General features: G+C 69.2%; 16 protein-coding genes. 4 read left to right on the forward strand and 12 right to left on the reverse strand.

Annotated elements, in window-relative coordinates; genetic code table 11:
• Positions 1-121 precede the first annotated feature (121 nt).
• From FM105_RS13820 to FM105_RS13840, 5 genes are all read right to left on the reverse strand, one after another.
• The gene (locus FM105_RS13820; RefSeq protein ID WP_373404787.1) at positions 122-991 is read right to left on the reverse strand and encodes an SDR family oxidoreductase; all 870 of its coding nucleotides are present in this window, start codon (positions 989-991) and stop codon (positions 122-124) included.
• An 80-nt stretch (positions 992-1,071) separates the two neighbouring features.
• A complete protein-coding gene (locus FM105_RS13825) occupies positions 1,072-2,499 on the reverse strand; it encodes a phytoene desaturase family protein (protein ID WP_087009182.1) in 1,428 nt (475 codons plus the stop codon).
• 32 nt (positions 2,500-2,531) lie between these two features.
• Positions 2,532-2,927, reverse strand: a complete 396-nt coding sequence (locus FM105_RS13830; RefSeq protein ID WP_256970421.1) for a DUF1801 domain-containing protein — start codon at positions 2,925-2,927, stop codon at positions 2,532-2,534.
• Between the two features lie 80 nt (positions 2,928-3,007).
• On the reverse strand, positions 3,008-4,213 hold the full coding sequence (locus FM105_RS13835; RefSeq protein WP_087009184.1) for a pyridoxal phosphate-dependent aminotransferase: 1,206 nt from the start codon (positions 4,211-4,213) through the stop codon (positions 3,008-3,010).
• 48 nt (positions 4,214-4,261) lie between these two features.
• On the reverse strand, positions 4,262-5,755 hold the full coding sequence (locus FM105_RS13840) for a glutamate--cysteine ligase (RefSeq protein ID WP_087009186.1): 1,494 nt from the start codon (positions 5,753-5,755) through the stop codon (positions 4,262-4,264).
• A 114-nt stretch (positions 5,756-5,869) separates the two neighbouring features.
• Between FM105_RS13840 and FM105_RS13845 the strand changes: the two genes are divergently transcribed.
• On the forward strand, positions 5,870-7,048 hold the full coding sequence (locus FM105_RS13845) for a M20 family metallopeptidase (RefSeq protein WP_087009188.1): 1,179 nt from the start codon (positions 5,870-5,872) through the stop codon (positions 7,046-7,048).
• An 88-nt stretch (positions 7,049-7,136) separates the two neighbouring features.
• Here FM105_RS13845 and FM105_RS13850 read toward each other — a convergent pair whose 3' ends face one another.
• On the reverse strand, positions 7,137-8,540 hold the full coding sequence (locus tag FM105_RS13850) for a D-serine ammonia-lyase (protein WP_087009190.1): 1,404 nt from the start codon (positions 8,538-8,540) through the stop codon (positions 7,137-7,139).
• A 46-nt stretch (positions 8,541-8,586) separates the two neighbouring features.
• On the opposite strand from FM105_RS13850, the gene FM105_RS13855 reads away from it, so the two are divergent.
• Complete coding sequence (locus tag FM105_RS13855) at positions 8,587-9,210, forward strand: DinB family protein (protein WP_087009191.1); 624 nt, start codon at positions 8,587-8,589, stop codon at positions 9,208-9,210.
• Positions 9,211-9,239: 29 nt separating this feature from the next.
• Complete coding sequence (gene menC, locus FM105_RS13860; protein ID WP_087009193.1) at positions 9,240-10,358, forward strand: o-succinylbenzoate synthase; 1,119 nt, start codon at positions 9,240-9,242, stop codon at positions 10,356-10,358.
• A 69-nt stretch (positions 10,359-10,427) separates the two neighbouring features.
• Here the strand turns inward: menC and FM105_RS13865 are convergent, their stop codons facing one another.
• The 3 genes from FM105_RS13865 to FM105_RS13875 form a co-directional block, all read right to left on the reverse strand.
• Positions 10,428-11,705: a hypothetical protein gene (locus tag FM105_RS13865; RefSeq protein WP_087009195.1), complete on the reverse strand. Its 1,278-nt coding sequence runs from the start codon at positions 11,703-11,705 to the stop codon at positions 10,428-10,430.
• 48 nt (positions 11,706-11,753) lie between these two features.
• Positions 11,754-12,251 (reverse strand): DUF3817 domain-containing protein, encoded by a 498-nt coding sequence (locus FM105_RS13870; RefSeq protein WP_256970422.1) that lies wholly within the window; start codon positions 12,249-12,251, stop codon positions 11,754-11,756.
• A gap of 160 nt (positions 12,252-12,411) precedes the next feature.
• On the reverse strand, positions 12,412-14,640 hold the full coding sequence (locus FM105_RS13875; RefSeq protein WP_256970423.1) for a M20/M25/M40 family metallo-hydrolase: 2,229 nt from the start codon (positions 14,638-14,640) through the stop codon (positions 12,412-12,414).
• 334 nt (positions 14,641-14,974) lie between these two features.
• On the opposite strand from FM105_RS13875, the gene FM105_RS13880 reads away from it, so the two are divergent.
• Complete coding sequence (locus FM105_RS13880; protein WP_087009199.1) at positions 14,975-16,186, forward strand: VIT1/CCC1 transporter family protein; 1,212 nt, start codon at positions 14,975-14,977, stop codon at positions 16,184-16,186.
• Positions 16,187-16,196: 10 nt separating this feature from the next.
• Here the strand turns inward: FM105_RS13880 and FM105_RS13885 are convergent, their stop codons facing one another.
• The 3 genes from FM105_RS13885 to FM105_RS13895 are packed head-to-tail and all read right to left on the reverse strand — an operon-like array spanning position 16,197 to position 19,189.
• Positions 16,197-16,745: a TRAP transporter small permease gene (locus FM105_RS13885; RefSeq protein ID WP_087009201.1), complete on the reverse strand. Its 549-nt coding sequence runs from the start codon at positions 16,743-16,745 to the stop codon at positions 16,197-16,199.
• A 16-nt stretch (positions 16,746-16,761) separates the two neighbouring features.
• A complete protein-coding gene (locus FM105_RS13890; RefSeq protein ID WP_087009203.1) occupies positions 16,762-18,072 on the reverse strand; it encodes a TRAP transporter large permease in 1,311 nt (436 codons plus the stop codon).
• A 1-nt stretch (position 18,073) separates the two neighbouring features.
• Positions 18,074-19,189 carry a TRAP transporter substrate-binding protein DctP gene (locus tag FM105_RS13895; protein ID WP_179207203.1) on the reverse strand — a complete coding sequence of 372 codons (1,116 nt, stop codon included), beginning with the start codon at positions 19,187-19,189 and terminating at the stop codon, positions 18,074-18,076.
• Positions 19,190-19,436: the final 247 nt, after the last annotated feature.

Below are 19,436 nucleotides of genomic sequence, written 5' to 3' on the forward strand. Positions count from 1 at the left end.
GAATGTCGACTCACTGTGCCGAACTGCTGAATCAACGTGCCAGGCTGACGGGTCAGCCGCCCGCCAGCACCGCACGGCGGCGTCCGCTCAGAGGAACCGCCAGCACAGAGAAACCGTCCGCTCAGAGGAAGAGGTCCTTCTCCAGGCTCTCCTCGGTCGCCCCCTCGAACAGATACTGCGAGAAGTCACTGGTCCCCGCATCCCGCAGCACCGCTTCGTCGACGAAGCACTGCCCGTTCGCCTCATCCGCCGACATCGAGAGGACCCGTGCCGCGGCATCGGCCATGATCTCCGGGCGGCGGGCGGACTTCATCCCCTCGTCACCTGCGACCACATTCTGCACTGCCGCCGTGGCGATGAGGGTCTGCGGCCACAGGCAGCTCGCTGCGACACCCTCAGCACGGTGCTGCTCCGCGAACCCGACCGTCAGCATCGTCATGGCGAACTTGCTGAGCGTGTACGGCGCGTACTCCGCCAACCACTGCGGCTCCAGCGCCAACGGAGGCGACAGTGTGAGCACGCGCGGACGAGCGGACTTCAGCAGATGCTCCCGCGCATGCGAGAGCACGCTGAACGTGCCGCGCGCGTTGATGTCCTGCATGAGGTCGTAGCGCTTCATCGACAACTCACCGAAGCCCTGCAGCGCGATGGCCGACGCGTTGTTCACGACGATGTCGATCCCGCCGAAGCGCTCCGCCGTGCGTGCGATCGCCTCACCGACCGCGACGTCGTCCCGCACGTCTCCGATGATCGGAAGCGCCTGTCCCCCGGCTTCCTCGATCTGCGCCGCGGCAGTGTGCACCGTGCCCGGCAAGCGAGGGTCCGGTGTATCCGTCTTCGCCATGAGCGCGACCTTCGCGCCTCCTGCCGCCAGCTTCGTGGCGATCGCGAGCCCGATCCCGCGGCTTCCTCCCGTCATGAAGATGGTCGGCGCGGCTTCAGCGCCGCGCTCCGCATCGCGCTGCTCGGCATTGTGCTCTGTCTCGGTCATATCCGTTCCTCCTGGATCTCAGCCGTTCATCCGGTCGCCGATGGGAACGAGGCACGCCGTCGCCTGCCCATCGACGCTGCTCATGCTCGTCGATCGCCACCGCACTGCGCGAGCGCGGACATCGCAGCGTTGTACCCGGCCATGCCGTGCGCACCCGCGCCCGGTGGCGTCGCCGCCGAGCAGAGGAAGAGCCCCGGCACTCCCAACGAGTAGGGATCCAGAGCGGGCCGCGGCCTGAATACCAGCTGCATTGCCGAATTCGCGCCGCTGACGATGTCGCCGCCCACAAAGTTCGCGTTGCCGGCTGCGACCTCAGTCGTGGTGCGCACGTTCCGCGCGATGACACGGTCCCGGAAGCCGGGAGCGAAGCGCTCGATCTGGTCTTCGATGGCCCTCGTCGCATCGCCGTCGTAGCCAGCCGGGACGTGCGCATAGGCGTCGACCGGATGAACACCGCCGCGCGAACGCTGCGAGTCCGCCAGGTACTGCTGACCCAGAAGGACGAACGGCTTCTCCGGCATGTGCCCCCGGTTGATCGCGGCCTCGGCAGCAGCGATCTCGTCGAAGCGCCCGCCCAGGTGAAGAGTGCCGGCGCGACGCGCTGGTTCGTAGGTCCACGGGATCCCGCCCTCGACGGCGAAGTTCACGACGAATGCACCGGGACCGTGTCGGAACCGGCTCAGTCCCCGCGCCACGCGTCCCGGCAGCGCGTCACCCACGATCCGGACTGCCGCTGCAGGGCTCGTATCGAGCATGACGATGTCTGAAGCAGGCAGATCGGCGAGTGCGTCGACTCGGATCCCCGTCTCCACTGTCCCGCCAGAGCTCTCCAGCGACGCGCACATCGCACGGGCGATGCTCCGCGAACCGCCTTCCGCCACCGGCCAGCCGTACGTGTGCGCGGCGGTTCCCAGGGCCACCCCGATCGCCGAGGACAGCAGAGAATCCAGCGGCCGGAACGAGTGCGCTGCCGCACCGGCGAAGAGTGCCCGCGCCTCCTCTGTCCGCCACAGCCGGGCGACCCACGACGCCGGTGGGCCTGCGAACGCCCCGAACATCCCGAGCTTCAGGACATGCTGAGGGACACGCAGCATCGGGCGCAGGAAGTCATCCGCGATGTCGGGGAAGTGCGTCGCCAGCGTCCCGAAGACCTGCGCCCACCGTGCCCCGTCATCGAACAGGTGCCGCGCCGTCGTGGAGACGTCCTGCCAGACCGCTGCTCCGCCGCCCCCGTCCAGCGGATGGGCGTACTGGACATCTGGCCGGGACCAGCGCAGACCGTGATCCGCCAGATCGACGGACCGGGTGAATGCGTTGTCCACGGCGAGCGGGTGGAATCCTGAGCATTCGTCATGGAGCAGGCCGGGGACGGTGAGCTCCGCGGATCGCGTGCCGCCGCCCACCTCGTCCGCCGCCTCCAGAACCGTGACCTCGACCCCGTTCCGGGCGAGGGTCACTGCGGCGGCGAGACCGTTGGGGCCGCTGCCGATCACGATGGCCTTCGTCATCTCTGCATCCTGTCACGGACCCGGTGGTCGTCTCATTCCACCGCTGCCCAGGCCTCCCGGATGAGGGCCTCGAGCACGGAGAGGTCCACGTCCTCCGGCTTGTTGATCCACACGCATCCCGCACCGACCCGGTGCTTGCCCAGCTGCGCCAGCAACTCGTCGGAGCGCGCCGAGCCCTGCAGCCCGTAGAGGGAGATGTTCGCCTTCCGGGGACTGAAGCCCACGAGGAACCAGTCGCCCTCGCGACCCGCCGAGGACACGTAGTGCACTTCGCCGTACCCCACCATCGTCGGCCCCCACATCACCGGCTGCTCGCCCGTGACCCGCCCGAACACCTCGAGCAGCAGGCGGCCGTGCTCCCGCCGGCGCGGCCACTCCAGCTGCTCCACCCACGCGGCAGGATCCACGTCGGTCTGCGTCGTCTTCACGTCCGCGGCCGTCACACCGGTGTGGCCGCGCGTCAGACTCCCCCGTCGCTCCTCGGAATGCGCCGCGGTCTCCCCCGTCCTCAGCCCAGCGAAGCCTGGAAGCGGCGGATCCGGACCAGCGCCTCGGCGATGTTCTCCGGTCCCGCGGCCAGCGACAGCCGGACGGCATTGTGGCCGTTGATCGGGTCGAAATCGGCGCCGGGCGCCAGCGCGACGCCCTCCGTCTCGAGCAGGCCGGCGCACCAGTCCGACGCATCGGCGTAGGGCCCCAGGACGTCATCGACGCGGAAGTACATGTAGAACGCTCCGTCGGCCGGGGCCATGTCCTTCCACTGCAGGTCGTCGACGGCGTCGAGCACGTACTGGCGCGCGGTCGCGAACCCCACCACGGCCGCATCGCACTCTTCGTAGGCCTCGTCGGTGAAAGCCTCGACGCACGCGTGCTGCGCCGGCACCGGCGGGCACAGCGACAGGTTCCCCGCGATCGCATCGCAGGGGGCGACGAGGTCCTCCGGCAGGATCGCCCAGCCCAGCCGCCACCCCGTCATCCCCCAGTACTTCGAGAAGGAGGAGATGACGACTGCGTCGTCACCGCACTCCAGCGCCGAGGTCCCGTGCGAGTCCGTGAACGTCACACCGTGGTAGATCTCGTCGGAGATGAGCCGCACGCCGTTGGACTCGCACCACGCGGTGAGCGCGGCAAGCTCCGGCTTCTCGATCATCGTGCCGGTGGGGTTCGCGGGCGAGGCGAGCATGAGGCCCTTGAGCGGGGCCTGGCTGTGCGCGGCCTCCAGCATCTCCACCGTCGGCTGGAACCGGACGTCCGGGCCGCAGGGCAGCTCGACGACCTCGACGTCCTGCGCCCGGAGGATGTTCGAGTAGGCGGGGTAGCCCGGGGTGGCGAGCGCGACCCGGTCGCCTGCGTCGAAGCTCGCGAGGAACACCATGTCGAATGCACCGGACGATCCGCTGGTCACGGCGATGCGCTCGATCGGGACGTCGACGTCGTACCAGCGCTTGTAGTGCTCAGCGATCCGCTCCCGCAGCGGGACGATCCCGAACACCTCCGAATAGCCCAGGCCGGTCCCGTCGAGCACGACCTCGGCGGCTCGGCGGCGGACGCCTGCGGGCGCGCCCTGGGACGGCTCACCCACGCAGAGTGAGATGACGTCACGACCCTGCGACCGCATCTCGAAGACGCGGTTGAGGATATTCATGACGGCGAAGGGGCGCACCTTCGCCGAACGGCGGGAGATCGTGGGCTTCACACGTGCAGTCTGCTCCATGTCCACCACTCTAGGGGGATGGGACCGCACGTGAGCCGCACACGCGGCTCACTCCCCCGGCAGCTCCCACGTGTGCACGGGACGGCCGTCCTGCTGATTCTGCGTATAGAGGCGGACCACCTTGAGCAGCGCCTCCTCCCGCTCGACCGAGCCGACCGGTGCGCGCCCGGCGAACGCGTCGAGCGCCTTCCGCTGCCACCAGGCGCCGTTGCGGCCCGTGCGGGCCCGGGCTTCGTAGATGCCGATGTACTCGTCGATGACCTCCTCATCGACCTCCAGCTGCTCCAGTCCCTCACGTGCCTGCGGGGCGAGCGTCTCGAGCACCAGCTCTGCGACGTCCATCGTGCCGTGCCGCGGCCACGTCAGGCGCGCGCCGATCCCGTCGCGGGCACCGTTCTCGAAGTTCTCCTGCGCCTCCGCGAACGTCATCCGCGACCACACCGGCCGGTTCTCCCGCACGAGGAAGGCGATGAGCCCGTAGTAGAACGCGGCATCCGCGACCATGTCCACGGTCGTCGGCCCTGCCGGCAGGATCCGGTTCTCCAGACGGATGTGGGCGCTGCGCCGACCGGGCGCGTAGATCGGCCGGTTCCACCGCCAGACCGTGCCGTTGTGGAGGTTGAGCTCATGCAGGTACGGGGTGCCGTTGTCGGTGAGGATCGGACGGCCCGATGCCTCCCGGGTCTCCGGCAGGAGCGGCGGGAAGTACTGGACGTTCTCCTCGAAGAGGTCGAAGACGCTGGTGATCCACCGCTCGCCGAACCACACGCGCGGACGCACGCCCTGATGCTCGAGCTCCGGGGTGCGGGTGTCGATCGACTGCGCGAACACGGGCAGGCGGGATTCGTGCCACAGCCGGTGGCCCAGGAACAGGGGCGAGTTCGCCGCCATCGCGATCTGCACGCCGGCGATCGCCTGCGACGCGTTCCACGCGTCCGCGAAACGGTTGGGCGCCACCTGGAGGTGCAGCTGCATCGACGTGCACGTGGATTCGGGCGCGATGTCCGTGAAGTCGTGCGCGTAGTGGTCCTCGCGGGACAGGTCGATCCCGACGTACTCGCCGCGGGCCTCGACGACGGCGGTGGACAGCGCCCGGTAGCGGTTCTCCGGCGTGATCCACTGCTCGTCCTCGAGCAGCTCCGTCGTCACCGTGGGCAGGGTGCCGATGGAGACCGGCGTGACGTCGTGCGTGCGAGCGGCCGCACGGAGCTTCGCGAGGCGCTCGTCGAGCCCCTTCTCCAGCTGCTTGAGCCCCGCATCCCGCACCCTCGAGACCGGCATGTTGACCTCGAGGTTGTAGGCGCCGATCTCCGATTGGAAATCACCGTCGTCCAGCGTGTCGAGCACATCGAGGTTCGCAAGCGCCGGCGCGCCGTGCTCGTCCACGAGGTTGAACTCGAGCTCGAGTCCGATCGTGCCCTTCGACTCGAAGCTCGCGTTCTGCAGATACGTATCGAAGGTCTCCAGGTTCTCCTGGAGCTTCCGACGATAGAGGGTCCGTTCGCGCGGTGTGTATCGGACGGAGCCGACTGCTTCTCCCATGGAGCACAGACTGGCACACCGACGATGGTCTCGTCTCGTGTTCCGCCCTTCGGATCGTCGACCGCCGTCCCACCCGCCGACCATCGCGAGCGCACTGATCCTAGAATCGGAGGCATGACGCATCCCACCTCGAACTCGGACGCCTCCCTCGACCACCCCGCGCTCCTGTCCGCCGCGGAGTCCCGTCTCCCCCAGATGCTCGAGGACATCGAGCGGGCGATCTCGATCGAGACCCCGTCGTCGGACCTGGAGGCCGTCGCCCGAGGCGCCCAGGACTTCGCCGCTTTCGTCACCGAGCGACTGGGGGCGACTCCGGAGACCGTCACGGTCGACGGCGTCACACACCTGAGGCTGCGGTTCGGCTCCGGCCCCGCGAAGGTGGTCCTCGTCAACCATCAGGACACCGTGTGGCCGCACGGCACGCTCGAGCGGATCCCCTTCTCGCACGAGGACGGGGTCGTCCGCGGGCCGGGAAGCTTCGACATGCTCACCGGCGCGGTCATGTCCGTGCACGCCACCGCGATGCTCATCGAACAGGGCGGGCCCGAGGCGGTGGACGGACTCAGCATCGTCGTGACCGGCGATGAGGAGGTCGGCTCACACACCGGCGCCCCGCTGCTGCGCGAGGAGGCCGCACAGGCGCGCGCCGCGTTCGTCATGGAGGCCGCAGCCGGTGAGGGTGGTGCGCTGAAGATCGCGCGCAAGGGCACGTCGATGTACACGATCGTCCTCCACGGACGGGCGTCCCATGCGGGCCTCGACCCGGAGAAGGGCGTGAACGCAGGACTCGAGATGTCCCACCAGATGCTGGCCGTGGCGGGCCTGGCGAACCCGGATCAGGGCACCACCGTGACCCCCACCGTCTTCAGCGGCGGGACGACGACGAACACGGTGCCGGCGCTCGCACGGTTCGACGTCGATGTGCGCGCCAAGACACAGGACGAGCTCCAGCGGGTCGACGACGCGATCCGCGCGCTGCGGCCGGTGCTGGACGGCGCGACGATCGAGGTGCAGGGCGGCATCAATCGGCCGCCGATGGAGCGCTCGATGGCGGAGTCGCTGTTCGACCGCGCCGCAGCCCTGTCGGAGGCAATCGGCATCGAGCCGCCCCAGGGCGTCGAGGTGGGCGGAGCCTCGGACGGCAACTACACAGCCGGCGACGGCATCCCGACGCTCGACGGCCTGGGTGCGGTGGGAGACGGCGCGCACGCGGAGCACGAGCACGCGCTGTCGTCGTACATCGCTTCGCGCACGGCCCTGCTCGCCGCGCTCATCGCCGACCAGCTGGGCTGAACGCGAGGCTGAACACATCGCCGAATACGTTCAGTGCGCGCTCCACTGACCTCCGAGCGCCGTGGAATGCGCACTGAACGCGTTCGTGTCAGCGGTTCCGCAGCAGTCGTCGCCCGGCCTCCAGCAGCCCGGCGTACTCGTCGTCCGGCACGAGAGAGCCGCCCGTCAGCCATGCGATGTGCATGCCGGAGTCCGTCCGACCTGCACGCGCGGGATCGGGGGCCCGGTCCGCACCGGCGGTGCCAGCGCCCGCGAACCGACCCGCCGACCTCAGCCCCGCGCAGGCGGAGGGCTCCAGGCGCAGCCCGGCGGCGGCCTCGGCGACGGCCAGCGTGCGCAGCAGGTCGTCATCCGTGACGGTCACGTACCCGTGCAGCAGGTGCCCGACGGCCTTCCCGACGAACCCCGATGGCCGCCCGACGGCCAGCCCGTCCGCAACGGTCAGCGCACCCAGGCCCACATCCGTCACGGCGATCCCGTCGTCCAGCCCGGTGAGCCTGCCCAGCAGGAACGCCGGCATCGACACCGGCTCGACGAACACGCAGCGGACAGCGTCCCCGAACTCCGTCCGCAGTCCGTACGCGATCCCGCCGGGCGCACCGCCGATCCCGCACGGCAGGTGCACCGTGAGCGGATGGTCCTCGTCGACCACGACCGAGGCCGCCGCCAGCTGACCCGCCAGCCGCCTGCCTGCGACGGCGTAGCCCGCGAAGAGGCTGAGCGAGTTCTCGTCGTCGATGAAGTGGGCGTCCGGATCCGCGTCCGCGGCGGCACGACCGGCGTGCACCGCCCGGGTGAAATCCGTGGCGTGCTCGACGACCTCGACCCCGGAGCCCCGCAGCGTGTCCTTCTTCCACGCCTTCGCGTCGTGGGACATGTGCACGGTGACGCTGAACCCCAGGATCGCGCCCATGAGGCCGATCGACATGCCGAGGTTGCCCGTGGACCCGACGACGATCCGCCTGCGCGACAGGCGCTGCCGCACCGCGTCGTCGAGGAAGACCAGCGGGCCGCGCTCCAGATCGACGCCGAGGTCCCGGGCGGCACCCAGCGCGACCTCGAGAACCTCGTGGATCCCACCGCGCGACTTCACGGAGCCGCTGACGGCGAGCGCATCGTCCCGCTTGACCCACAGGTCGTGCGGGAAGTCCTCCCCGAACTCCTCTCCCAGCGCGCGGCTGAGCGATGCGACCTTCTCCAGCGGCGATTCGATCACGCCGCCCCGCGCACGGGTCTGGGGGAACAGCTCCTCGAAGAGCGGCGCGAACCAGCGGAACCGCTCCTCTGCCGCGTCGATGAGGGCGGGAGTCAGCACCGGCGCGGCAGCCGTGGCGGTCGCATCATCGGCGCTGATACGGCCGGAGGCCTCCGCACGCGTCTCCGCCTTCGTCCGGTCGGGGATCCAGACGGTGGGCCGCGCGTCGATGAGTGCATCCAGCACCGCACGCGACTCTTCGCTGAGTTCGTTCCGCACCGCAGCCGCATCAGTCATGTCCGGAACGCTACCGCTGGGACTCCACTGCTGGCACTATTGCCAGATGACAGCGGACAGCAACGACGCACCGGACACCTCCACCACCTCTGAAGACTCGCGCATCACCACTGATGACTCCCGCACTGCCTCGGACGACCCGGCAGGTCGCACCGACCCGCCGCTCCTCGCGGACGAGCACGACACCGTCACCGGGTACATCGACTTCCACCGGCAGACACTCGCGTGGAAGATCCGCGGACTCGACATCGACCAGCTGCGGGCCACCCTTCCGTCCTCCGCGATGACGCTGGGAGGCATGCTCTCCCATCTGTCCTTCGTCGAGGACTTCTGGCTCAGCCTCTGCGTGGGCGGCGAGATGCCGGAGCCCTGGGCCTCGACCGACTGGGACGCGGACCAGGACGCGGACTGGCACCTCGCCGGCACCTCGGACGCGGACGCGCTGTGGAAGCTGTGGGAGGACAGTGTCGAGCGCTCCCGCGGGATCGTCGACGGCCTCGTCGCCGCCCACGGACCTGATGCCGCCATGGCCGGACGCCACGAGGACAAGGGCAGCGGCGAGCAGGTGACGCTGCGCTGGATCCTCGTCCACCTCGTCGAGGAGTACGCGCGCCACGTCGGCCACGCGGACCTGCTCCGCGAGGCGATCGACGGCCTGACGGGCGAATAGGCGCCGGACGCGATTGCTACTGTGATGTCATGCAGCTCACATCGCTCCGACTCCACCGCGTGTCCCTCCCACTCGTCACACCGTTCGAGACCTCGTTCGCCCGGCAGACGGAGAAGCACTGCTACCTCGTCGAGGCGTCGTTCGACACGGAGTCCGGACCGATCACCGGGTGGGGCGAATCCGTTGCGATGATCTCGCCCCTCTACTCCGACGAATACGTGGACGGAGGCATCGCGGTGACCCGCGACTGGATGGTCCCGATCCTCTTCGACGTGGAGAACCTCACGGCGGAGACCGTCGCCTGGCACCTCAAGCCCATCATCGGCCACCCTATGGCGAAGTCGGCCCTGGAGATGGCGGTGCTCGAGGCCCAGCTGAAGATGCGCAACCAGTCGTTCAAGGAGTATGTGGGCGGTGTCGTCGACTCCGTGCCGTCGGGCGTCTCCGTGGGCATCCAGCGGTCGATCCCCGAACTGCTCGAGGCCGTGGGCGGCTACCTGGATGAGGGCTACGCCCGTATCAAGCTGAAGATCAAGCCCGGCGCGGACCTCGAGCCCGTCGCCGCGCTGCGCAAGGAGTACGGCGACGACTTCCTCTTCCAGGTCGATGCGAACGCCGCGTACACGCTGGTCGACGCAGCGCACCTCACAAAGCTCGACGACTACGGCCTCCTCCTCATCGAGCAGCCCCTGGGCGAGGCGGACATCCGCCAGCACGCCGAGCTCGCGAAGCTCATGAGCACGCCGATGTGCCTGGACGAGTCGATCGTGTCCGCGGAGTCCGCAGCGGACGCCATCTCGCTGGGCGCCGCAGCCGTCATCAACATCAAGCCCGGACGCGTGGGCGGCTTCCTCGAGGCGAAGCGGATCCACGACCTCGCATCCGCGCACGGGGTCGCCGTCTGGCACGGCGGCATGGTCGAGACCGGCCTGGGGCGCGCGGCGAACGCCGCGCTGGCGACGCTGCCCGGCTTCTCACTGCCGGGCGACATCTCCGGGTCGAAGCGCTTCTTCCACGAGGACATCACAGAGGAGATCGTGCAGCGCGATGGCGCCGTCGAGATCCCCACGGGTCCCGGGTTCGGCGTGACGATCGACCCGGGTCAGCTGGAGAAGTTCCGCACGGAGACCATCGACATCACCCGCTGACTCCGGACCGACCGGGCACCGGACCGACCGGGCACCGGAAGCTCAGGCTGCGGAAGATCAGACTCCGGGTCAGCGCTCCTCGTCGCCGGTCGCGGAGTCTCCCCCGTCGTCAGCGTCCCCCTCATCCTCAGCGACGCCCCCGTCGTCCGTGGTGCCAGAATCCGCGCGCTCACCGGGAGTCGCGCCACCCTGGCGTCGCCTGCGGTCCTGCAGTGCGTCCTCGATCAGCGCGTTCACGTCGATCCCGCCGGTCGCATCGGTCACCTCATCGTCGATGTCCCACACTCCCGCGGGCGGGCCTTCTGCTGTGTCTGACCCGGACTCCGATCCTGGCTCCGGCTCCGGCTGGAAGCCCATGCGGCGGCCTGAGCCACCCGCAGCGCCGGCCTCTCCGTCACCGGACCTGTCACCCGCACCGTCACCTGCGCCCGCACCACCGTCGGTGCCGGATCCGGCACTCCCCCGGTCGCCCCAGCCGCCGAGCCGATCACTGAGCCAGCCCCGCAGCGCATCCGTGTCGAGCCCGTCGCCTCTGCGCTTCTGCAGATCGCGCAGCATCCTGCGGACTTCGTCCGGGAGCCTGTCGAACAGCTCGGGATCCAGCGGCGAAGCGCCCTTCGACGATCCGCGCGAGCCGCTGCCGGACGCGCCGCCGAGGCCGCCCGCACCTCCCCAGTTCGCCAGATTCCCCAGACCGCTGAGGCCGCCCATGCCGCCCAGCGCCTGCTGGATGTCGGCCAGCGCATCGTTCCATCCCGGTGCGCCACCGGTGCCGTCCGTGCCCGTGGTCGGGCGGTCGGTCGTACCGTCCGCGGATCCGCTCGCGACGGCCTCGGCGGAAGGACCGCCCTTCTCCCCGTCTCGCTCGAGCGGTCCGGCCTGCCTCGCAGTCCCGGCAGCCGCGGCCTCGGCGGCTCGCTGCTGTGTTTCTGCCGCGAGCACCTGAGCCTCCGCAGCGCGCCCCTGCGATTCTGCAGCGCGAACCTCGGCCTCCGCAGCGCGCGTCTGCGCCTCGACCGCGAGCTGTCGCGCCTCCGCCTCTCGCGTCTGTGCGTCTGCGGCGCGCTCCTGCGCCTCCGCGGCACGCACACCAGCCTCCGCGGCTCGAGTCTGCGCGCGGAGCAGTTCCGTCTGGGCGTCTGCGAGTGCGATCCTCGCACGCGCGTCCTCCGCCTCGTGCTCCGCAGCGGCTTCAGCCTGCTCGCGGCGCTCCGCCCGGTCCTCGGCAAGGTGCGCGGCGATCCGGCGCAGGCCGGCAAGCGCGGCGAGGACGACGGTGACGCAGCCTGCCAGCACCACCACGAGGAGCACGAGGAGAAGGATCTCGGGAAGTGTGGACTGGAGCATGGCTGTCCTTAGCGACGGCGACGTTGCGGACTACCAGTATGAAGGAGATCAGACGGGCGGACCCAGGATCAGGAGCACGGTGAACACGACGGCGACCGCCAGCACCCCTGTCAGCAGTGCGGAGACGGGCTTCCGGATGCCCCATGCGATGGGGCGCTCGAGCAGGGTCTTCGGCTCGCGACCACCGGCAGCCAGGCCCCACGCACCGTCCAGCAGACCGCGGCGCCTCGCCCCGATCTCGAACGGGATCGTGGCGTACGGAATGATCGCGGAGCCCAGGCCCAGCAGGATGGCCCGGATGCCCCACTGCTGCGACACCCCCACGAACACCGTGGCGACGCAGTAGGCGAGGAACATGAACCCGTGGACTCCACCGCCGATGCTCACCATCACCTCAGTCGACCGCGTGACGTACTTGAGGAACATCCCCAGCAGCAGGAGGGTCCAGGTGATCGCCTCGCCGATCGCGACGATGGTGAACAGGCGCTTGGGTGTCATCCCGTCATCGTCCCGGTCATCGTCGCGGACTGCACGCGGCATCTGCATCGCGAGAATCCATCGCTCAGTCCATGAGCACAATGCGAGCGGGCTCCGAGCCCTCCCCCAGGGAGTGCTCGGAGCCCGCTCGCTCGGCTCACCGGCCGGTCAGCGCGTCGCGTGGGTGGACCGCGTCAGCAGACGAGTCCCTTCCCGCTGCGCGCCGGGCTCAGCTGCGACGGCGGCTGCGCGTGGCGGCCACGACCGCTGCGCCGCCCACCAGCAGTGCTGCGCCGGCCGCGAAGAGCGGCAGCGAGTCGGCGCCGGTGCGCGGCAGCTTGTCGCTGTCATCACCGTCATCGCCGCCGTTGCCGCTGTCGTCACCGTCGTCACCGTTGTCGCCCTCGTCGCCGTCATCGCCGCCGTCGGGTGCGTCCTCGTCCGCGACGACGCTGAACGTGCCGCTCAGGTCCGCCGCCGAGGCCTCGGCCGCCGCCTGCTCTGCACCTGCGTTCGCATCCGCGGAGTCCACGCCGTCGACCTCGACGGAGTAGTCGCCGATGTAGTCGTCCGCGGCATCCGAGTTGGTGCCGTAGACCTTGGTGCTCGCCACGCCGTCGTCATCCGCGGATGCCGCGATCACGGCCTCTTCGGTGTTCTGACCCGAGGTCGGGGTGACGGTGAAGTCCACATCGTCGCCCGGCTCCAGGCCGGTCACCTGCAGGTCGACGCCCTTGTCTGCGTCCACGAAGTCGGAGATCCCCACCGTCTCCGGTGCGATCGTGAGCGCCAGGTCGTCCGATGGCTGATCCGACGGATCGTCCGTCGGCTCGTCCGTCGGCTGATCGCTCGGGTCATCCGTGGGCTCACCCGTCGGGTCATCCGTGGGCTCGCCGGTCGGGTCATCAGTCGGCTCACCCGTCGGATCGTCCGTCGGATCGTCCGTCGGATCATCGGTGGGTCCGTCGACGAGGTCGAAGGCCACGGAGTGCGCGGCGAACGCGATCGCCGGGGTGAAGATGTCGATCGACTCGGTCGACACGTTCTCGATCGTGTCGTCGATCGTGTGGTAGTTCCGATCCTGCTGGACGCCTTCGGTGCCGCCGAACAGCTCGACCTCTTCCGCGGTCTTGATCGCGTCCGCGCCGGAGAAGAGGCCGGAGGCGGGCACCCCGTTGTCGATGAACGCCTGGTAGTCGGAGCGCCCGGAGAACTCCGTGCCGACGTGCGGCTGATCGTTCGAGTCGAAGAAGTCGGTGAAGATCGCCTCGAGCTCAGCCGATCCCTCCGGCACATTCACTCCCGGGGGCAGCGGGACATCCGAGCCGTCGGAGTCGAGCGTGCCGACGACGTAGTTCTCCGAACCGATCATGTCGAAGTTCAGGTAGGACTGGATCCGATCGAGATCGTCGGCGGGCAGCGAGGCCACGTACTCGGTGGAGCCGACGAGGCCCACCTCCTCCGCACCCCAGAACCCGAACCGCACGGTGTGGTCCACGTCCGTCGGCTGCGCCGCGAGTGCCTCCGCCGCCGCCAGGATGCCGGCGACACCGGACGCGTTGTCGTTGACGCCCGGGCCCTCCGCGACGCCGTCCAGGTGCGCGCCGATCATCTGCACGCTGTCGTCATCGCCCGCAGTGGTCTCTGCGATGACGTTCCAGGTCTCCACCGTGGTGAATTCGGTCTCGAGGGTGAAGTCAGCGGTGATCTCCTCAGCCGGATCCGCCTCGGCCGCCTCGACCAGCGAGTCGCGCAGCGCCTCGCCATCGGCCTGCTGCAGTCCGAGGGTGGGGGCGCTGCCCTCCATCCGCTCACCGAGCGTGCCGTTGACCGGCCCGGCCTCCGTGTTGTAGATCACGACGCCGGCCGCGCCGGCCTCGGTCGCGCTCGCCGTCTTCTCACCGAAGGCGCACTCGCCGCGCTGGACCAGCACGATCTTGTCGGTCACGTCGGAGAAATCAGAGGGGGAGCAGCCGAGCTCACCTCCGGCGCCGTCACCGTAGGAGTCGTCGACCGGCAGCGCGAGGACTGCGTCGGAGAGTGCGGGGTCCGCGGCTTCCGTGTAGGCGAAGGCCTCGACGTCGTAGTCGGTGTCGCCCACGGTGAGCGCGACGTCCCCGAACGTCTGGTCTGCGACGTCGAAGTAGTGGCGGGAGACGTCGAAGGCGCCGGTGCCCTCGAGGACTCCTTCCACGTACTCGGAGGCCGCTTCGTATCCTGCTGTGCCCAGTGCGCGGTGGCCGTCGTCGGCGTTCGCGAGCGAGATGTCCGACAGCTGCTGCAGATGCTCCATCGCATCCGCGCCCGTCACATCCATGTCGGTGTGCTCCGTCGGCCCGTCAGGGGCCGTCGGCGAGGCGAGAGCCGGTGCCACAGTGGCCAGGCCCAGTGCGGCCGCCGCGGCGACCCCCACCGTGCAGCGCAGAGCGCGCCCGGCCGTTGTGTGTACAGGTTGCATGGTCATCCTTCCGATGCCGTGTGCAGAGGTGCTGTGCGTCCTTCGGGATCACGCGCCGCGGGAGTCCCCGCTCAGCGTCCTGTGATCGCAATCACACGATCTACACAGTAACGGAATGGTCACGACACGAGGTCACGAACCGATAACGAACCTGAGTGCGAGCTGACTTTCGGCCGTCGCTGCCCGTGGAGACGCTCCTCCCCAATCGATCAACCAGTTGCGCAAGTATTGAATTCACCGCGGTGGTTTCCTAGACTCTCCACGAACGCGGACCACCGCACACCGGACGAAGGATCAGCGCCCCCTCCGGGCGCTCCGAGGGAGCACGACACGCATGACGGACCAGCGACCGGACGATCCGGGGGCGTACTCCCGAGGACCCGCACTCACCCCGGACGAGGATCGCGAACCGCTCACCGGTCCCATCTACACGGTGTCGGACACCCTGTCCGGTCCCGACCGCGCGCTGGTGCGCCGGTGGCAGAAGCACCTCGCGAACGAGCGGCTCGAAGAGCGCCTCTACCGTACGCTCGCCCAGCGCCGCGACGGCGAGGAGGCGGAGATCCTCACAGCGCTCGCCGAGGCGGAGGCCCGGCACCAGCAGCACTGGATCACCCTGCTGGGCGACTACGCGGAGCCGCGCCGACGCCCGTCGTTCGGCACTCTCGTCCTCGCATTCCTGGGCCGGGTGTTCGGCTCCGTGTTCGTGCTCGCGCTCGCCCAGCAGTCCGAATCGCAGTCGCCCTACGCCACGGACCGGTGGGCGACCTCCCGCATGGCCGCCGACGAGACGATCCACGCCGAGGTCGTGAGGGCGCTCGCGCAGCAGTCGCGGGCCCGGCTGTCCGGCAGCTTCCGCGCCGCGGTGTTCGGAGCGAACGACGGCCTCGTGTCGAACCTGGCGCTGGTGCTCGGCGTCGCCGCGGCCGGCATGACCCCCGCCGCGGTCCTGCTGACGGGCGTGTCGGGCCTGCTGGCAGGCGCGCTGTCGATGGGAGCCGGCGAATACGTGTCGGTGCGATCGCAGCGAGAGCTGCTCGAGGCCTCGGAGCCGGACCCGGAGTCCCGCCACGTGATCCCCCACCTGGACCTCGACGCGAACGAACTCGCGCTCGTCTACCGCGCCCGCGGCATGGACGAGGACCAGGCGGCCTCGGCCGCCTCGACTCAGATCCGCGCCGCACAGTCGCCCGTGCACCGCCGGCCGATCGCCGGGCACCGCGGCGACCCGGCACCCGCCACGGGCACGGCCGACGACCACGAGGAGCTGGGCACCGGCCTGAGCGCGGCGATCTCGAGCTTCTGCTTCTTCTCCTCCGGCGCCGTCATCCCGATCCTGCCGTTCGTCTTCGGCATGAACGGGACGCCCGCCGTGATCCTCGCCGCTGCGCTCGTGGGGCTGGCACTGCTCGTCACCGGTGGGATCGTGGGCATCCTCTCCGGCCGCGCACCGCTGCCCCGAGCGCTCCGCCAGCTGGCGATCGGCTTCGGCGCCGCCGCGGTCACGTACCTCCTGGGTCTCCTCTTCGGGACCTCCGTCGCGTGACCGCCGCGGGTCAGAGCCCGTCCGGCACGACCTCGGCGGGTCCGCGATCCACGGTGAAGCCGGCCTCGTCGCGCTTCCGATTCACGAGCAGCACGAAGCAGCACTCGACGAACAGCAGGCCCAGCCCCAGCGGGGCCAGCAGCTGGGTCGGCCACTGCGGAAGCATCGTCAGTCCCGCGAGGAACGACGACTGGTGCACGACGTGCCACACCCCGTGCACCGCTGCCGCGAGGAACACGACTCCGATCACGACGACCTCCACCGCGACGATCACCTGCACCGTCCGATGACGGGCCTTCCCCGACAGCCGGGGGATCAGCAGATCCATGTTCGGCATGATGCCGGACCCGCAGACCCATGCCAGCGACGGGAAGACGATCAGGGGCAGCAGGTAGTTCTCCACGATCTCGAACCCGCCCGGGATCGAGGCGCCGCCCAGATTGCGCAGGACGACGTCCGTGACGATGAACGCCATCAGCACGAACACCGCGATCCCGCTCAGCACCGCGCCCGCAGTCGTCACCTTCTTGAAGCGGCGATATGCCTGCATCTCAGTCATTGTCGACACTCCTCACTCATCCCGCCAGGGATGGAATCCAGGTGACCAGTTCGGGGAACAGGATCATGACCACAGCGACGAGCGCAGTCGTCACGAGCGCGATCCAGACCGTGTAGCGGAAGACCGGTCCCGAAGGGACGCCCGTCGCCCCCGATACCGCGAAGACGGACAACCCCACGGGCGGCGAGATCGTGCCCACCGTGCACAGCATCGAGATGAAGACGCCGAACCAGAGCAGGTCGATGTCAGTCTCCGCGATGACCGGCAGCAGGATCGGCACGGTCATGAGGATGACCGCCGCCCCCTCCAGGAACATGAAGAGGACGAAGAACACGGCCGCCAGCACGAGCAGGAGGAGCATCGGACGATCCACCAGCGGTCCCAGCGCGTCGATGAGGCGGCGGGGGATGAGCGATAGCGAGACGAACTTGCTGAACACCTGCGCGGCGATGATGATCAGCAGCACCATCGAGGAGATCTTGACCGTCTCCGTGAGCGCCGTCGTGAGGAACTCACGGTTCACCTTCTTCAGGAGCAGGGCGGAGACGAACCCCGCGAAGGATCCGACTGCACCCGCCTCCGTGGGCGTCACCATCCCGGAGTAGATGCCGCCGAACACGACGACGACGATCACGGCACCGGTTCCCAGCGCGATCGCAGTGCGCCCGATCCCGATCGGCTCTGCGACGAACGGCTCCCGCGGCTTCCCCGCCTTCTTCTCATCGATGGCGTAGAGGACGATGACGACGACCACGTAGACGAGCATCACGGCGAGGCCCGGGAGGATCGCGCCCATGAAGAGGTTGCCGATCGCCGTCTCCGTCGCGACGCCGTAGATGATCAGGATGATGCTCGGCGGGATGATGCCCGCCAGCGAACCGGCGGCGGCAGCGGTCGCTCCCGCGAGCGGTGGCGACATCCCGTATCGCGTGAGCTCCGGCATCGCGACCCTGCCGAGCGCGGCGGAGGTCGCGGAGCCCGACCCGGACACCGCCCCCAGCAGACCTCCCGCCGTGACCGTGAGGGCGCTGAGGGGTTCCGCCCTGCCCCGCGACGCGCGGCTCACCAGGGTGAAGACGTCCTTGACGATGCCCGCCTGCAGCACGAACTGCGCCATGAGCACGAAGAGGGGGATCGTGGTGAGCGAATAGGCGGCGACTCTGCCGAACGGCTGGGGACCGACGATTCCGAGCACCATCCCCGGGCCCTCGAGCAGGAGGATCCCCACGATCCCCACCAGGAAGAGCGCGGTGTGGATGTGCGCACCGACCGCGAGCGCACCGAGGAACAGCACGAGGGTGATGGCGATGACGATCTCTGCACCCATGTCAGGCACCGTCCTCGAGGGCGCCGTCCGGCACCTCTCCGCCGGCGTCCTCGACCGCCTTCTTCCACTGCTCGGCGGCCTCCCGGCCGGGCAGTCCGCGCGCTTCCATCATGTCGATCCATTCGGTCCACGTGGCGCTCGCCGATTCCTCGATCGGCGTCCGCACCTCGTCGGGGACATCGGCGAGGTCGACGAACCGGCCGTCGGCCTCGTCCTCGTTGTAGGAGCGCGTCTCGTCCGTCCGGTCCATCCACTTGCCCGCCGCCTGCTCGTACGTGTCCTCGAGAGCCTGCTGCATGATGTCCCGGACCTCCGGGTCCAAGGAGTTCCACGTGTCGTCGGTCATGACCATGTTGAGATTGAAGTGCCCGAAGTTCACGCCGGTGAGCGTCGTCCGGTAGAGGTCCTGGAGGCCGTAGTTCCCCCAGTCCGCGACCGCGGCGAACCCGCCGTCGATCGTGCCGCGGCTCAGGGCGTCGTACGCCTCCGCGTTGGGGATCGACACCGTGTTCGCCCCGAAGAGCTCTGCGGTGATGTTCTGCACGCGTGAGGCGGTACGCAGCTGGAGCGACTCGAGCACCTCCGGCGATTCGAACGCGGCGCCCGTCGTCGACACCGAGTACTCCGGAGTCGTGTGGAGGGGCAGGGCCTTCAGGCCCTCCGATTCGAACTGCCACTCGTGGTACGTCTGGCCGTCGAAGAGCGCCTCCTCGCCTTCCACGAGGCTCTTCCACGCCGTGGAGCCGATGAGGGTGTCGGACTCCTTCAGCGGGAGCATCGTCACTTCGACGAGTGGGTACTGGTCCGGCTGGTAGATCGGCAGCATGAGCGCGATGTCGATGACCTCCGACTCCAGCGCGTGCGTCTCACGGCGCAGCTCGACGAGCTCGCCGCCGGTGAACGACTCGAACGTGACGTCGCCGCCCGTCCTCTCCTCGACCTCCTCCATCCATGGGATGGAGCCCGCCGTCCAGGCGATGTTGAGGCTGCTCAGGCCCGACGACACTCGCAGCATGGTCGGCTGCTCACCGGCCTCTGCAGTCGCGCAGCCGCTCACCAGCAGGCACGCAGTGACTGCCGCTCCGGCCGCCCTGACAGGCGGCAGTTTCCATCTCATCGCGATCTCCTCATCGAGTCCACGTGGTCCACAGTCGAGCGTCGCCCCCATCGGCGACCGCGCCACACGCTACGGTGGAATCGACATCCTGTAAAGATGATTTCACTTTTCCTTCGAGCGGTGTCCGTGCGACCCTCCGTCGTAGACTCCGTTCCACCGACCACTTCCGACATCCGAACGAGATGACCATGGACAGACGTCAGGACACTCCCCCGAAGCCGCAGCCCCCTCCCACACCACCCACCCC

The organism is Brevibacterium yomogidense (assembly GCF_900163715.1).
Lineage (GTDB): Bacteria > Actinomycetota > Actinomycetes > Actinomycetales > Brevibacteriaceae > Brevibacterium > Brevibacterium yomogidense_A.